Below are 14,516 nucleotides of genomic sequence, written 5' to 3'. Positions count from 1 at the left end.
AGTCAAAAAACAAAAGCCGCGGCAGGTATTCCTGGCGCGGCTCGGATCCGGTTGAACCGGGCGATGGCCTGAAGCCAACGCTGCGAGTGCTTAGTACAGCTTCTTGGGGAGCTGCATGCTGCGCACGCGCTTGTAGTGGCGCTTGACGGCAGCTGCCTTCTTGCGCTTGCGCTCGGCGGTCGGCTTTTCGTAGAACTCGCGGGCGCGCAGGTCGGTCAGCAGGCCGAGCTTTTCGATGGTGCGCTTGAAGCGGCGCAGCGCGACGTCGAACGGCTCGTTTTCTTTAACGCGGATGGTGGTCATTTAAAAATCGGTTGGTTGAATTTGGCCTGGGGAAGATCGGGCCCCGGGCCGGGGTTCCTCAACTGAAAAATGGGGTAGGCCGTTGAGGGGAGGCCAAAGTTAGCCAGACATTATAGCGTCAGCTTTGGCGTCGAAAGCCAGCGCCTGGGCGCACGCATGGGCGCTGGCCCAGGCCCACTGGAAGTTGTAACCGCCCAGCCAGCCGGTGACGTCCACCACTTCGCCGATGAAATACAGCCCGGGCTGCTTCGACTCCATGGTTTGCGACGACAGGTCGCGGGTGTCGACGCCGCCAGCCGTGACTTCGGCCTTCTTGTAGCCTTCGGTACCGCTGGGCGTGATCTGCCAGCGTGTGATGCGCTCGGCCAGCGCCGACAACGCCCGGTCCGCCGCTTCGTTGATCGGACGCTGCAGGGCGGCGTCCTGCCCGACCCAGGCGTCGGCGAGTCGGGAAGGCACCAGCGCCGCGAGTTCGTTGGCGATGCGCTTGCGCGAACGCTGCTTGGCGTCGCCGAGCGCAGCGGCGACATCGGTCCCGGCCGCGAAATCGATCGTCAGCGGCGCGCCCGGCCGCCAATAGCTCGAAATCTGCAGCACGCCCGGACCCGAAAGCCCGCGGTGGGTGAAAAGCAGGTCTTCCAGGAAACTCATCCGTTCCTTCCTGGTCCCCGTCTCGATGTGCACCGGCAGGGCCAACCCGGCCAGTCCGGCGTACGGTTCCCAAGCCTCGCCGCCGAAAGTCAGCGGCACCAGTGCAGGGCGTGGCGGGACGATGCGCAGGCCGAACTGTTCGGCAATGCGGTAGCCGAAATCGCTGGCGCCGATCTGTGGAATGGAAAGGCCGCCGGTCGCGACCACCAGCCGGGGCGTCCGCACGCTGCCTCGTCGCGTCTCGATCTCGTAACCGCCTTTCTCCGAATAGGCGACGTTGCCCACGCTGCAGGGCTGCCGGTGGGCGACACCGCCTGTCGCGCATTCGGCCAGCAGCATGTCGATGATCTGCTGCGAGGGCCCGTCGCAGAACAACTGGCCCTTGTGCTTTTCGTGGAATGCGATGCCGTGACGCTGCACCATCTCGATGAACTGCTGCGGCGTGTAGCGCGACAGAGCCGACCGGCAGAAGTTCGGGTTGTCGCCGATGAAGTGCTTCTGCGGGGCGCGCGTGTCCAGGTCGCGGTTGGTGAAGTTGGCGCGGCCACCGCCGGAGATGCGGATCTTCTCGGCGATGCGTTCGTTGTGATCGAGCAGCAGTACCTTCAGGCCGCGCTGGCCCGCGAGCGCAGCACAGAAGAGCCCCGCCGCACCCGCACCGATGACGACGACGTCGAAACTGCTCAACGTGCCACGTCCATCAGCCGCGTCAGGTGCCGAAGTGTGTTGCCGGCACGCTGGCCGCTGCCAGGCCGCGCAACACGTCGCCCACGACGATCACCGACGGACTCGCCAGCCCTGCAGCCACGATGTCGGCGCGCAGGGAGGAGAGCGTGGTCGCGATGTGGCGCTGCTGTGGCAGCGTCGCGTCCTGGATCACGGCCACGGGCGTATCGCCCGGCAACCCATGCATCAGTTCGTCCTGGATGTGCGCGACACCCGTCACGCCCATGTAGATCACGAGTGTGAGCCGCGCATCGCGCGCGGTGGCGGCGAGCTGCTGCCAGTCCGTCGGATGTTCAGCGGCCGAATGGCCGGTCTTGGCGTGGCCCGTGACGAAAACAACGCCTTGCGCATGGTCGCGATGCGTGAGCGGCACGCCCAGCGCGGTGACGGCCGCCAGCCCCGCGGTGATGCCGTTGACGACACGCGCTTCGATGCCCGCTTCGCGCAGGTGTTCGACCTCTTCGCCGCCGCGGCCGAAGATGAAGGGATCGCCTCCCTTCAGGCGCACCACGGTCTCGCCCTCTTGCACCGCGGTGATCATGAGGCGTTCGATGAAGGCTTGCGGCGTGCTCCGGCAGCCGCCGCGCTTCCCGACATGCACGATGCGAGCGCCGGGGCGGGCGTAGGCAAGGATCTCTTCGCTGACCAGGTCGTCGACCAGCAGCACCGTCGCGGCCTGGATGGCCTTGACGGCCTTGATGGTGAGCAGTTCCGGATCGCCGGGACCGGCGCCGACCAGGGTGCAACTGCCGTGATGGGAAAGGGTGCTCATTCGATCTCCACCTGTTGCCGTTCATGCGCCGATTGCGCGAGTTGCGCCAATTGCAGGATCTGCGCCACCTGCTGGGCGATCGAGTCGGGCACCGGCGTTTCGCCTGCGAGCACGCGCCGCGTGTAGTTGGCCGTCGTCTCGATGTCGATTTCTCTTGGCAAGCCGGGCACTTCGGTCTGGGTGCCAGGCAGCTGGACCTGCAATTCCACGCGCCGGCCATTCACGAATCCATCGACCTGCGCGGTGCGGCGCGGGTCGGCCGCGCTCTCGCCTTCGAGGCCGCGCGAGAGGAGGGCGGTCGTGCCCATCAGCTCGAAGGTGGCCGCCATCGATTCGGCGTAGGCCGGATGCGTGTAGCTGCCGATCACCACGCAAGTCCCCTCGCCCGGCTGCATCAGCTTGACAACGCTGTGGCCGGGATTGCGCAGGCCCACCACGCGGCGCACGTCCAGCAGGCGCTTGAGGCCGGGGCTCAGCAGTTCGGTCGGCGCGAAGACGACTTCGCCGTTCTCGATGGGCCGGATGGCGGTGAGCGCAGGCACGCCCAGCGCGGCGAGCACGTTCGAAGCCAGCACCCGCGTCGATTCAGTGGCGGCGCCGTGCACCAGCACGGGCAGGCCCTCGCGCGCCAGCAAGAGTGCCAGCAGCGGCGTGAGGACCGGCAGCCGGCGCGCTCCGTTGTAGCTCGGCAGCACAATCAATGGCCGATCCGTGGCGGGGAAGCGCGCCAGCCGCGCATGCGTCGCGTCGAGAAAGCCGGCCATCTCTTCGGGTGTTTCGCCCTTGATGCGCATGGCCAGGCAGAAAGCGCCCGTTTCCAGATCGGTGACGGTGCCGTCCAGCACTTGGCCGAACAGGTCGAAGGCCTGCGCGCGGTCGAGCGGCTTCGCGCCGCGCGCGCCGCGGCCGATTTCCTTGATGTACTGGCTGATTCCCATGGGTGTCCGGATTGTCCCGCATGCCTTATGCCGCAAATCGAGCGGGCTTATGCCCTGAAGCGCAGGAGGGTCTGCGGTCCTCATGGTGCCTCCGCCAATGCCGCGGCGACGCAGGTGCGCACCATCCGTCGGAGTTCGGGCAGGCAGGAGCCGCAGTTGGTGCCGCATTTCAGCGACCGCTGGATTTGGGCCAGGCGTTGGTCGTCGGCGCCGCCCGCGCTGGCCAGTTGTTCGCTGATCGCCGTCTGAGTGATGCCGAAGCAACTGCACACGATCTTGCCTTTTGCGCGAACTCCAGCGGGTGCCTCGGCACCCGCGCGCAAGAGTTGTCGGCCGAAGTCCTGGGCCGGCAGCCGGTCCTGGAGCAGAGGCTTGATCCAGACTTCGGCGCGGGTGTCGCCACCCAACAGGAAGCCTTCCAGGCGCGCGTCTGCGCCGTCGCGCCGCAGGCGCACTGCGCGCCGCTGGCCGCGCCTGGCGTCCGCGTAGCGCATGGTGTCCGCGCCTTCGAGGCCGAGCAGTCCCTCGATCTTCGCGAGCACGGCATCTTGCGGTGCCTGGTGTGCGGCTGCGCGAAACAGGACACCCGTGCAGACGGCGGCGTTGCCCTCCATTGCGACGGAGGCGCCGAAGGGCACGCAACTCGCAAAGGGAAAGGCCTGCATCAGACGCCGCAGCGCACCGACGGTACGCAGGGCCGTTTCCTGCGGCAGCCATGCCCCGGCGATCAGCGACCAGGGCAGTTCGGCCTTGAGGATCTTCACTGCGGCGTGCTTGAGCTCGGGCTGCCTGGAGTCCGGGCAGAAGCTCGGCGTCGTCAATGTGTTCACGCCGGCCAACCGCGCGCCTGTGCTGGATGATCCACCCAGGTACTCGCCACCCCAGTGCATCGCGATGAACGCCTGGTTCAGGCCGACTTCGGAACTGGACGCGACCGGCAACACGATCGAGCCTCGCCGCGACGTGACGTGCACGAGGTCGCCCTCCGCGATCTGGCCGCGCGCCATGTCCTGCGGATGCATCTGCACGGAAGGCTCCGCTGCGTGGCCGAACAGTCGGCCCAAGGTTCCGGTGCGGCTCATGCCGTGCCACTGGTCACGCAAGCGGCCGGTGTTCAGCGAAAAGGGGTAGCGGGCCTCGCGCGATTCCGTGACCGCCTTGTACGGCGTGTCGACGAAGCGTGCGCGGCCGTCCTGCGTCGGAAAAATGCCGTCCTCGTAGAGTCTGGCGCGGCCGGTGGACTCGCCTTCACGCAAAGGCCATTGTTGCGGCGCGGCTTCCAGCATCGCGTAGCTCATGCCGGTGATGTCAAGGTCGCGGCCACGGGTGGATTCGCGGTGCTCGTTCCAGACCGATTCAGCGTTGGCGTAGGGGAAGAGCGTGCCCGTCCGCCCCAGCCTTTCTTCGAGCCGACGTGCAAAGGCCACGCCGATGGACCAGTCGTCGCGTGCTTCGCCCGGTGCCGGCACGGCCGGCCGCACGCGCGAGATGCGCCGCTCGCTGTTGGTGACCGTGCCCTGCTTTTCGCCCCAGGTGGTGGCCGGCAACAACAGGTCGGCAAAGTCGCAGGTGGCGGTGGTCGAAAAGGCCTCCTGCACCACGACGAACTCGCAGCGCTGGAGCGCACGGCGCACGGTCGCCTGGTCGGGCATCGACTGCGCCGGGTTCGTGCAGGCGATCCAGAGCGCGCGGATTTCGCCATCGGCGGCAGCCTGGAACATTTCGACAGCCGTCTTGCCAGGCTGCTGCGGCACATCCGGCACGCCCCACAGAGCGGCGACCTCGGCGCGATGTCGCGGGTTCGCGAGATCGCGGTGTGCGGAGAGCAGGTTGGCCAGGCCGCCCACTTCCCGGCCGCCCATCGCGTTGGGCTGGCCGGTCAGCGAGAACGGTCCCGCGCCGGGCTTGCCGATCTGCGCGGTCGCGAGATGCAGGTTGATCAATGCCGCGTTCTTGGCCGTGCCGGAGGAGGACTGGTTCAGGCCCTGGCAGTAGAGGCTCAACGTGGCGGCCGAAGTGGCAAAGAAGCGGGCCGCCTGCAGCAGGTCTTGCTCCGGGATGCCGCAGATCTGCGCCACACGATCGGGCGCGCAATCTTGCACCGTCGCCATCAGCGCATCGAAGCCGCTCGTGTGATCTGCGATGTAGCGCGCATTCGTCCAGCCCTCTCGCAGCATCAGATGCAGCATGCCGTTGAAAAGCATGACGTCGGTGCCCGGCTGGATCGGCAGGAAGAGGTCGGCGATCTCCGCCGTGTCCGTGCGGCGCGGATCCACCACGATGATCTTCATCGAAGGGTTGGCCGCCTTCGCGTCTTCGATGCGCCTGAACAGGATCGGATGCGCCCAGGCCGTGTTGCTGCCGACGATGAAGAGGCACTCGGCATGCTTCAGGTCGTCATAGCACGCCGGTGGTGCGTCGGCACCGAGCGTCTTCTTGTAGCCCGCGACCGCGCTGCTCATGCACAGGCGCGAGTTGGTGTCGATGTTGTTCGTGCCGACCAGTCCCTTGGCCAGCTTGTTGAAGACGTAGTAGTCCTCGGTGAGCAGTTGACCGGAGACATAGAAGCCCACCGCGTCGGGCCCATGCTCGCGGATCACCTGGGCGAACTTCTCGACGGCCACATCCAGTGCGGCGTCCCAACTGATCGCTTCGGGTTCGGACCCCCGGGTCGCCCGCTGCATGGGCCGCAACAGGCGTGTCTGCATCGTGACCGCCGCGCTGGCTGTCAGGTGCAGTGTCGAGCCCTTGGTGCACAGGCGGCCGAAGTTCGCGGGATGCTCGGGGTCGCCACGCACCCCGGTGATCTGCGCGCCATCGGATTCGATGATCACGCCGCAACCCACTCCGCAATAGGGGCAGGTGGAACGTGTCTGCATCATTGGCGAGCCTCAGGCAGTCACAGGGGTCGACTCGCCGAACATCAACTGGTCGCGGATGTCCTGCACGCTGCGCCCGTCGCGCAGCAGCTCGTAGTACCAGCTTCCGTCCGCCGTATCGCCGTAGAGGCAGGCACCGACGAGCTTGTCGTCCTTGATGACCAGCTTCTTGTAGACGCCACCGGCAGGGTCGCTCATCACGATCTCCTCCGTTCCTTTGCCGCCCATGAACTCGCCGGCGGAGAACAGATCGATGCCCGTGACCTTGAGCTTCGTCGAGGTCATCGAGCCCTTGTAGCGGCCGATGCCGAAATGCGCCAGATGATTGGCCGCCACCTTGGCCTGCTCGAAAAGCGGTGCGACCAGCCCGTAGGCGATGCCACGATGGGCGGCGCATTCGCCGACCGAATAGATGCGAGCGTCGGTGACGGTCTGCATGGTGTCGTTCACCACGATGCCGCGGTTCACGTGCAGGCGCATCTTCTCGGCCAATTCGGTGTTGGGGCGGATGCCGACCGCCATCACGACCAGGTCGGCCGCGACTTCGGTGCCGTCCTTGAATCGGACGGCGGTCACACGGTCCCCGGATCCGCCGATCAACGCCTGCGTCTGGGCGCCGATGCGGAATTGCAGCCCGCGTTCCTCCAGCGATCTCTGCAGGAGCTTGCCTGCGACATCGTCGAGCTGTCGGTCCATCAGCCACGGATTGACGTGCACGACGGTCACTTTCATGCCGCGCAACATCAGTCCGTTGGCCGCCTCGAGCCCCAGCAGGCCGCCGCCGATGACCACCGCGTTCCGGTGTGTCCTGGCGGTTTCGATCATGTAGTTGGTGTCCGCGATGTCGCGGTAGGCAATCACGCCCTTCAGGTCCTTCCCGGGGACAGGCAGTTCGAAAGGGTTGGAGCCGGTGCATATCAGCAGCCGGTCATAGGCCGCCTCGGTGCCGTCCCCGGCGCGGACGATGCGCCTGGCGCGATCGACCTCGACGACCTTCTTCCCGGCGTGCAGGGTGATTCGGTTCTCGGTGTACCACTCCCAGCTGTTGAGCACGATCTCGTCCACGGTCTGTTCGCCCGCGAGCACTGGCGACAGGAGGATGCGGTTGTAGTTCGGGTGCGGCTCGGCGCCGAACACGGTGATGTCGTAGAGATCGGGCGCGATCCTGAGCAGCTCTTCGAGCGTGCGCACGCCGGCCATGCCATTGCCGACCATCACGAGTTTCAGCTTCCTGACGCACATGTCCATCGCGATGTCCTTCGCTTCAGGCAGCAACTTTTTCCACGTGCGCCTGGCGCGTGTAGAGGAAGTCGATCACCGCCTTGCGGGCATGCACGTAGGCCGGGTCTTCGGCCAGCTCCACACGGCTGCGCGGTCGCGGGATGTCGACGCTCAGTACTTCGCCGATCGTGGCCGCCGGGCCGTTCGTCAGCATCACGATGCGGTCCGACAGCAGCACGGCCTCATCGACGTCGTGCGTGACCATGACCACGGTGCTGTGCGTCTTCTGCACGATGGCGAGCAATTCGTCCTGCAGCTTGGCGCGCGTCAGCGCGTCGAGAGCGCCGAAGGGCTCGTCCATCAGCAGGACCTTGGGTTCCATCGACAGTGCGCGGGCAATGCCGACGCGCTGCTTCATGCCGCCGGAGATCTCGCCGGGGCGCTTCTGCGCGGCGGCGGTGAGTCCGACCAGTGCGAGCGCGGCTTCGGTGCGCGCCTTGAGCTGCGCCTTGCCCTCGGTCGAGGCGAACACGCGTTCGACGGCGAGGTAGACGTTCTCGTGGCAGGTGAGCCAGGGCAGCAGCGAATGGTTCTGGAACACCACCGCGCGCTCGGGGCCGGGACCCTTGATCTCGCGGTTGGCGCAGAGCAGCGCACCTTGCGTCGGCGTGGTGAGGCCGGCGATCAGGTTCAGCAGCGTGGACTTGCCGCAGCCGGAGTGGCCGATGAGCGTGATGAACTCGCCCTTGGCCACGCAGAGGTTCACGTCGCGCAGTGCGAGGAAGCTGCCCTTGGCCGTCTTGAAGCGCTGCTCGACACCCTGGATCTCGATGTACTTGTTGTCATCATTCATGACTTCACCTCTTCGAACGTGAATGCGGTGGCGATCCTGATGAGTGCGAACTCGAGCACGAGCCCGACGATGCCGATGACGAAGATCGCGATGATGATGTTGGCGACGTTGAGGTTGTTCCACTCGTCCCACACCCAGAAGCCGATGCCCACGCCGCCGGTCAGCATCTCGGCCGCGACGATCACAAGCCATGCGGTGCCGACGGCAAGGCGAACGCCGGTCAGCATATAGGGCAGCACGGCGGGAAAGAGGATCCGGGTGAAGATCTTCCACTCGCTGAGGTTCAGCACCCGGGCAACGTTCATGTAGTCGCTCGGCACGCGCTGCACGCCCACGGCGGTGTTGATGATCATCGGCCAGATCGAGCAGATGAAGATGGTCCATATGGCCGCCGGATTGGCACCCTTGAACACCAGCAGGCCGATCGGCAGCCAGGCCAGCGGCGAGACAGGGCGCAGCAGGCTGATCAGCGGGTTGAACATGCGCGAGAGGAACTCGAAGCGTCCGATCGCGAAGCCGGCTGGAATACCCACTGCGGCGGCAAGACCGAAGCCGAGGGCCACGCGTTGCAACGACGAAAGCACGTTCCAGCCCACGCCCTGGTCGTTCGGCCCTTTGCTGTAGAACGGATCGCTGAACACCGTCAGGGCCTGTTGCCAGGTTGCAAGCGGCGAGGGAAACCCGGTGGTGCTCTTCATCGCCACCAGTTCCCAGATCAGGATCAGGAGGGCGAAGCCCAGCACGGGCGGCAATACGCGCAGCCAGAGCGCGTTGAAGTCGCGCGGCAGGCGCGGCGCGGGTTCGGCCGGCTGCGATGGCGCCGCGGGCTTGGCGACGACGACGGTCTTCGTTGGGGCCGGCATGACCGGGCTGGCGTCGAGGGGGGAGTGAAAGACGGCACTGACCATGACGGGCTCCTCAGGCATGGACCTTGAACGAATCGGCGTACTGCTTCGGGTTCTTGCCGTCCCACACCACGCCGTCGATGAGCTTGCTGGTGCGCATCGCCTCCTTGGGCACCGAAGTCTTCGTGGCCGCAGCGGCCTGCTTGTAGATGTCGATACGGTTGATCTGCGTCGCCACCTGGAGATAGTCCGGGTGCTCCTTCAGCAGGCCCCAGCGCTTGTGCTGCGTGAGGAACCACATGCCGTCCGACAGGTACGGGAAGCTGACCGCGCCGTCGTTGTAGAACTTCATGTAGTTGGGGTCGTCCCAGTTCTTGCCGAGGCCGTTGGTGTAGCGGCCGAGAATGCGCTGGTTGATCGCATCGACGCTGGTGTTGACGTAGCTCTTGTCGGCGATGGTCTCGGCCATCTTGTTCTTGTTCTGCAGGCCGGTGTCGATCCACCGGCCGGCTTCGAGGATGGCCGCGGTGACCGCGCGCGCGGTGTTCGGGTACTTCTTGACGAAGTCGCCGGTGGTGCCGAGCACCTTTTCGGGGTGGTCCTTCCAGATGTCCTGCGTGGTGACGGCGGTGATGCCGATGCCATCCATGATGGCGCGCTGGCCCCAGGGTTCGCCGACGCAGTAGCCGTCCATGTTGCCGACGCGCATGTTCGCGACCATCTGCGGCGGCGGCACGGTGATGACCTTGGCGTCCTTCAGCGGATCGATGCCGTTGGCAGCCATCCAGTAATAGAGCCACATTGCGTGCGTGCCGGTGGGGAAGGTCTGCGCGAAGGTGTATTCGGCCTTGTTGGCCGCCATCACCTTGGCCAGCGAGGCGCCATCCACCGCGCCCTTGTCGGCGAGCTTCTTCGACAGCGTGATGGCCTGGCCGTTGTTGTTGAGGGTCATGAGCACGGCCATGTCCTTCTTCGGGCCGCCGATGCCGACGTGGACACCGTAGACCAGCCCGTAGAGCACGTGCGCGAAGTCGAGCTCGCCATTGACGAGCTTGTCGCGCACGCCGGCCCAACTGGCTTCCTTGCTCGGGACAATCTTCACGCCGTACTTCTTGTCGATGCCGAGCACCGAGGCCATCACGACGCTGGCGCAGTCGGTCAGGGGGATGAAGCCGATCTTGACTTCCTCCTTCTCGGGCTTGTCGGAGCCCTGGGCCCAGACGGCGGCGCGCAAGGCGGGGTCGAGTCCGACGACGCCCGCGGCAGCGGCCTGCAGCACACGTCGGCGACTCAGTTTGGATGTCAGCGAATCGGTCATGGGGCGAACTCCGGAATGGAAAAACAAGGTCGAAAGCGAAAAACAAAAAAAGGCGTCCTCACCGCGCAGGGGCTGCTCGAGAACGAGCTCTTGCGGGTGGGGACGCCTTTGTCCGGTTCGGTGGGCAACACCCGTCGTTGGATGCCACCTGCCTGGAGACCTTCGTTGGTCTATGGCGGAGTCAATGCAAGCTGTGTGCCAGGGAATTCGAACTCGCGCTTGCTACGAAAAAAATAGCGCAAAGTGGGCGCCGATATTGGCTTGAAGGCCGACGGTGCCGCTTGAAAGCTCAGGCGCAATTGTTGTGCGGCGCACCATTTCGGGAAGTCGCCATGCTCAGGACGATGCGTCCCTGGGCAGGTATTCGGCCATGGCGAGTACCGATTCGGCGACGTCGATCAGGCGGCGGTTCTGGTTCATCGCGGTCTGGCGCAGCATCTTGTGTGCCTCCTGTTCGCTGATCCGGCGATGCGCCATCAGCAGTCCTTTCGCGCGTTCGACCAGCTTGCGCTCGTTCAGGGCGGCGCGCACGGTGTCGAGCTCGTCGCTCATTGCCTGCAGTCGATGCGATTGCTCCTGGACCATGTCGAGGATCGATCGCTCGAGTTGTCGCCCGTAAGGCGCGGCGCCTGCCAGCGCTTGCGGCGGAACGGCCGCGTCCGGAGTCGCGGCGCCATCGAAGAATGCGGCAGACGCTGAATCCGGCTGGCCGCTGACCTTCGCGAGCAACCCCTGGCGGGCGTTCAACTCCGCGTGGGCCTGGGCCGTCTTCTGATGGCAGATCGCGCGGAGGTTGTCGGCCAGTTGTTCCTCGATGACCCGCATGTCGTCGATCCGGCGCGTGCAGCAGTCGAACCACGTCTGGCTCAGTTCCGTATCGAGCAGCACGCCCGCGGGTGCCGCGCAGGCGATGCGCCGAAGGCGCTCCAGTTCGGCAATCTGCGCCGTCGACTGGCTCGCGCGCCAGGCGTCGTCAAGCGCTTCACCCGAGAACTCGGTGAACACCTGGAAGCACCGTTCCTGGGAATCGATGAGGTGCAGCCACTGTTGCTGGCGGGTCCTGTCGTTGAGGCCCGAGGCGAATGCGGCGGCACCGCAGGCGCGTTCCTGCCCCGCGAACTCCTTGCCTTGCATGAAATTGAAGAGCGCCACGAGCACGCGCGAGACTTCCGGATCGGTCGCGCCGTCCGCCGCTTCGAACACGACCGCGAGCAACCCGGCGATCAGCTTGACGAAAGCTGCGGTCGATTCGGCCGCATCGATCTCCAGTGCGCCGATGCGACGACGCAGTTCCGGCAGCGCATCCAGGCCGGGCAACACCCAGGCGATGCGGCTGAAAAGTCGCGCGCCGTTGCCGATGCGGACGGTTTCCAGCTCCAACTGCTCGAAACCGAGGCGTGCCGCCTCTTCCATCCGCACGCACTCGGCGATCTGTTCGTCGCGCTGCGCGACGAAGCGCTGGCCGTGCGAGGCGAGCAGCACGTTCGAAATCCCGCGCTCGCGCTGCAATGTGTGGACCAGCCGGCTGATCGTCCCGACCAGCTGGCTCGTGCGGTCGAGTTGCTCCAGCCCGTCGATCTCGCATCGCAAGGCGGCAATCAGGAAGCTCAGGCCGGATTTCATGGGTGAGGATATGCAGCAACATCCGTGCCCTGAAAGTGTGCGCCGCCTACACTCGGAGCATGTTTGTATTGGGAATTGAATCGTCCTGCGACGAGACCGGCGTGGCGCTCGTCGAATCCGGCGCGAGCGGCCTTCCTCGCCTGGCCGCGCACGCGCTGCACAGCCAGATCGCCATGCACCAGGCCTATGGCGGGGTCGTGCCCGAACTGGCGAGCCGCGATCACATCCGGCGCGTTCTTCCGCTCGCCGAGGCCGTGTTCGACCAGGCGGGGCAACGGCTGTCGGATGTGGATGTCGTCGCGTACACGCGCGGACCGGGCCTCGCGGGCGCCTTGCTGGTCGGCGCCGGTGTGGCTTGCGCGCTGGGCGCGGCGCTGGGCAAGCCGGTGCTCGGTGTCCACCACCTGGAGGGCCATCTGCTTTCACCTTTCCTGAGCGCGGACCCGCCGGAATTTCCGTTTGTCGCGCTGCTGGTATCCGGCGGTCATACCCAACTGATGCGGGTCGACGGGGTGGGCCGCTACGAACTGCTCGGCGAAACCATCGACGACGCGGCCGGAGAGGCCTTCGACAAGAGCGCGAAGCTGATGGGCCTTCCCTATCCGGGCGGGCCGTGGCTCGCGAAGCTGGCGGAAGAGGGCGACGCCTCGGCCTTCAAATTGCCTCGGCCCTTGCTGCACAGCGGCGATCTCGACTTCTCGTTCGCCGGCCTGAAAACGGCTGTGCTCACGCAGGCCAGGAAACTCGGCGGCGAGCTCGAAGCGCGCAAGGCCGATCTCGCAGCTTCAACCCAGGCGGCCATTGTGGAAGTCCTGCTGAAGAAGTCGCTGGGCGCCGTCGAACAGACGGGCCTGAAACGGTTGGTGGTCGCTGGAGGCGTCGGGGCCAACCGGGCGCTGCGGGAGCAGTTGAACGCGGCGTGTTCGAAACGCGGCGTGCGCGTGCACTACCCCGAACTGCATCTGTGCACCGACAACGGCGCCATGATTGCCATGGCCGCCGCGATGCGGCTGCAGGCCGGCATGCAGTCGCCGACCGAGCGCTACGCCTTCGACGTCAAGCCGCGATGGCCGCTGGCGTCACTGACCGCAGAGGCGGCGGCGCCCGCCTAGCGTCGCTTCTGGCGCACGTCGGCAGGGGAAGCACATCAAGCATCTTCCGCCACAGCCGCGACCACTGGGGCCAATCGTGTCCGCCCTCCGTGGTGAAGACGCGTCCTGCGGGCAGTGCGTCCGCCAGCAGTTGATGGTTGGACGCGAAGCGATCGCCGAGGCCGAATCCCAAGTACAGCGGCGGCAGGTTCTTCGCGCGCTTCGGCGATGCGTATTGCTGGAGCCAGGGCCAGAGCTTTCGGTCCACCTCCTCGTCGGGCGGCGGTCCTTCGGGAGCTTTCCAGGAACGCAAGCCGCCGGCCTTGTGGATTTCGGCGCCGATCGGGCGGCGCCCGAGATAAGGCGCCAGCGCCACGATGCCGTCCACTGCGCCGGGATTCGCCAACTCGTGGATCAGGGCGCCGAACCCGCCGATCGAGATGCCCACCAGCCAGATCGTCTTGTAGCCCAGCGCGCGCTGAGGCTGGATCACGTCGTTGTGGAGTCGTTCGACGAAGGTCTGGTCGTAGTAGTAGGAGACGTCGGCATCGACAAGCAGGGCGTCGGCGGCGAGTTCACGTTCCCTGACGGCATGGATGAAACCCTCGCGCTCGAACTCTTCAGGCTTCAGGAAGGCCCCCGGCAGGAACACCAGGAGGGTGTCTGAACGGGCGTCGTCGTCTGCAAACTTCACGTGCGTTTTCATGTTGCTTCGTCGGGCGCTGCGCGTCTGCTGCCCCGCAGTCCTTGCGCGTCTTCGCCAATTGGGAGGAAAGCATTGAAAAAAACGTCACAGAACGTGACGTAGTACGCACCTATTGTGGAGTAGAAACAAGTCGGGCCGGCAACAGAAAGTTACCGGCCCGTTCACTGCCATCGGGAAAACCCGGACGGGAGGCTTCAGTTGATCGCGAGCTGGGCCACGTTGCCGACCGGGACCAGCTTGCCCAGCTTCAGCGTCAGCACGCCGTTTTCGAGCTTGGCTTCGCTGGCGGCGACGTCGATGTCCTGGGGCAGCTCGTAGGCGGCCTTGACCTGGCGCTTGGCTTCGGCCTTGCTCTCGATGCGGACCACGGCGCCTTCGATGCCGATCGTCAGGTCTTCACGCGACAGGCCCGGGACGTCGAGCGACAAGGTCCAGGTCTTTTCGTCCTGTTCGACGTTGAGCGAGCGTTGAGCGCCGGAAAGCGCCTGGTTGACGAAGCGCTCCAGGCTGCGGTCGTACGAGCGCGGAACGAAGCGGGCGGTGCGAATGGCGGGTGCGAAAAACATGGTGAAAACTCCTGAGCGAACGAT

The 14,516-nt window shown here is 65.8% G+C and carries 12 protein-coding genes and 1 pseudogene; 1 reads left to right on the top strand and 12 read right to left on the bottom strand.

The genetic code is table 11. The annotated features are described in order from the left end of the window. Positions 1-90 precede the first annotated feature (90 nt). The 10 genes and pseudogenes from rpsU to AC1D3B_RS01160 all read right to left on the bottom strand — a co-directional run bounded on the left by rpsU (position 91) and on the right by AC1D3B_RS01160 (position 12,129). Positions 91-303, bottom strand: a complete 213-nt coding sequence (gene rpsU / locus AC1D3B_RS01205) for a 30S ribosomal protein S21 (protein WP_007833691.1) — start codon at positions 301-303, stop codon at positions 91-93. A 99-nt stretch (positions 304-402) separates the two neighbouring features. Then, entirely contained in the window at positions 403-1,641 is a 1,239-nt protein-coding gene (locus AC1D3B_RS01200; RefSeq protein ID WP_478188833.1) for a BaiN/RdsA family NAD(P)/FAD-dependent oxidoreductase, read from the bottom strand. Between the two features lie 22 nt (positions 1,642-1,663). Beyond that, positions 1,664-2,452, bottom strand: coding sequence for a uroporphyrinogen-III C-methyltransferase (cobA, locus tag AC1D3B_RS01195; RefSeq protein ID WP_478188832.1), 789 nt, complete (start codon positions 2,450-2,452; stop codon positions 1,664-1,666). Further along, positions 2,449-3,390, bottom strand: a complete 942-nt coding sequence (gene ybiB / locus AC1D3B_RS01190; RefSeq protein WP_478188831.1) for a DNA-binding protein YbiB — start codon at positions 3,388-3,390, stop codon at positions 2,449-2,451. Before ybiB ends, cobA begins: the two co-directional genes overlap by 4 nt. 80 nt (positions 3,391-3,470) lie before the next feature. Further along, the gene (locus tag AC1D3B_RS01185; protein WP_478188830.1) at positions 3,471-6,272 is read right to left on the bottom strand and encodes a nitrate reductase; all 2,802 of its coding nucleotides are present in this window, start codon (positions 6,270-6,272) and stop codon (positions 3,471-3,473) included. Between the two features lie 27 nt (positions 6,273-6,299). Then, positions 6,300-7,511: pseudogene (locus tag AC1D3B_RS01180) on the bottom strand (NAD(P)/FAD-dependent oxidoreductase); the annotation flags it as partial. Between the two features lie 22 nt (positions 7,512-7,533). Then, entirely contained in the window at positions 7,534-8,343 is an 810-nt protein-coding gene (locus AC1D3B_RS01175; protein ID WP_478188829.1) for an ABC transporter ATP-binding protein, read from the bottom strand. Continuing rightward, the gene (ntrB, locus tag AC1D3B_RS01170) at positions 8,340-9,251 is read right to left on the bottom strand and encodes a nitrate ABC transporter permease (protein WP_478188828.1); all 912 of its coding nucleotides are present in this window, start codon (positions 9,249-9,251) and stop codon (positions 8,340-8,342) included. The genes AC1D3B_RS01175 and ntrB overlap by 4 nt, the downstream gene beginning before the upstream one ends. A gap of 10 nt (positions 9,252-9,261) precedes the next feature. After that, positions 9,262-10,506, bottom strand: coding sequence for a CmpA/NrtA family ABC transporter substrate-binding protein (locus tag AC1D3B_RS01165; RefSeq protein ID WP_478188827.1), 1,245 nt, complete (start codon positions 10,504-10,506; stop codon positions 9,262-9,264). A 336-nt stretch (positions 10,507-10,842) separates the two neighbouring features. After that, positions 10,843-12,129, bottom strand: coding sequence for a nitrate- and nitrite sensing domain-containing protein (locus AC1D3B_RS01160; protein WP_478188826.1), 1,287 nt, complete (start codon positions 12,127-12,129; stop codon positions 10,843-10,845). 59 nt (positions 12,130-12,188) lie between these two features. Between AC1D3B_RS01160 and tsaD the strand changes: the two genes are divergently transcribed. Further along, entirely contained in the window at positions 12,189-13,241 is a 1,053-nt protein-coding gene (tsaD, locus tag AC1D3B_RS01155) for a tRNA (adenosine(37)-N6)-threonylcarbamoyltransferase complex transferase subunit TsaD (RefSeq protein WP_478188825.1), read from the top strand. Here tsaD and AC1D3B_RS01150 read toward each other — a convergent pair. Continuing rightward, positions 13,186-13,926: an alpha/beta hydrolase gene (locus AC1D3B_RS01150; RefSeq protein WP_478188824.1), complete on the bottom strand. Its 741-nt coding sequence runs from the start codon at positions 13,924-13,926 to the stop codon at positions 13,186-13,188. The two genes, tsaD and AC1D3B_RS01150, sit on opposite strands and share 56 nt — an antisense overlap. A 194-nt stretch (positions 13,927-14,120) precedes the next feature. Beyond that, positions 14,121-14,492: an Hsp20/alpha crystallin family protein gene (locus AC1D3B_RS01145; RefSeq protein ID WP_478188823.1), complete on the bottom strand. Its 372-nt coding sequence runs from the start codon at positions 14,490-14,492 to the stop codon at positions 14,121-14,123. Positions 14,493-14,516 lie beyond the last annotated feature (24 nt).

The organism is Variovorax sp. P5_A3, assembly GCF_056400665.1.
This window is presented reverse-complemented; position numbering and strand designations above follow the sequence as displayed.

Excerpts from the sequence above, each read along its gene's own strand:
- rpsU (WP_007833691.1), bottom strand. The coding sequence starts at position 303 with ATGACCACCATCCGCGTTAAAGAAAACGAGCCGTTCGACGTCGCGCTG.
- cobA (WP_478188832.1), bottom strand. The coding sequence starts at position 2,452 with ATGAGCACCCTTTCCCATCACGGCAGTTGCACCCTGGTCGGCGCCGGT.
- ybiB (WP_478188831.1), bottom strand. The coding sequence starts at position 3,390 with ATGGGAATCAGCCAGTACATCAAGGAAATCGGCCGCGGCGCGCGCGGC.
- AC1D3B_RS01185 (WP_478188830.1), bottom strand. The coding sequence starts at position 6,272 with ATGATGCAGACACGTTCCACCTGCCCCTATTGCGGAGTGGGTTGCGGC.
- AC1D3B_RS01175 (WP_478188829.1), bottom strand. The coding sequence starts at position 8,343 with ATGAATGATGACAACAAGTACATCGAGATCCAGGGTGTCGAGCAGCGC.
- ntrB (WP_478188828.1), bottom strand. The coding sequence starts at position 9,251 with ATGGTCAGTGCCGTCTTTCACTCCCCCCTCGACGCCAGCCCGGTCATG.
- AC1D3B_RS01165 (WP_478188827.1), bottom strand. The coding sequence starts at position 10,506 with ATGACCGATTCGCTGACATCCAAACTGAGTCGCCGACGTGTGCTGCAG.
- AC1D3B_RS01160 (WP_478188826.1), bottom strand. The coding sequence starts at position 12,129 with ATGAAATCCGGCCTGAGCTTCCTGATTGCCGCCTTGCGATGCGAGATC.
- tsaD (WP_478188825.1), top strand. The coding sequence starts at position 12,189 with ATGTTTGTATTGGGAATTGAATCGTCCTGCGACGAGACCGGCGTGGCG.
- AC1D3B_RS01150 (WP_478188824.1), bottom strand. The coding sequence starts at position 13,926 with ATGAAAACGCACGTGAAGTTTGCAGACGACGACGCCCGTTCAGACACC.
- AC1D3B_RS01145 (WP_478188823.1), bottom strand. The coding sequence starts at position 14,492 with ATGTTTTTCGCACCCGCCATTCGCACCGCCCGCTTCGTTCCGCGCTCG.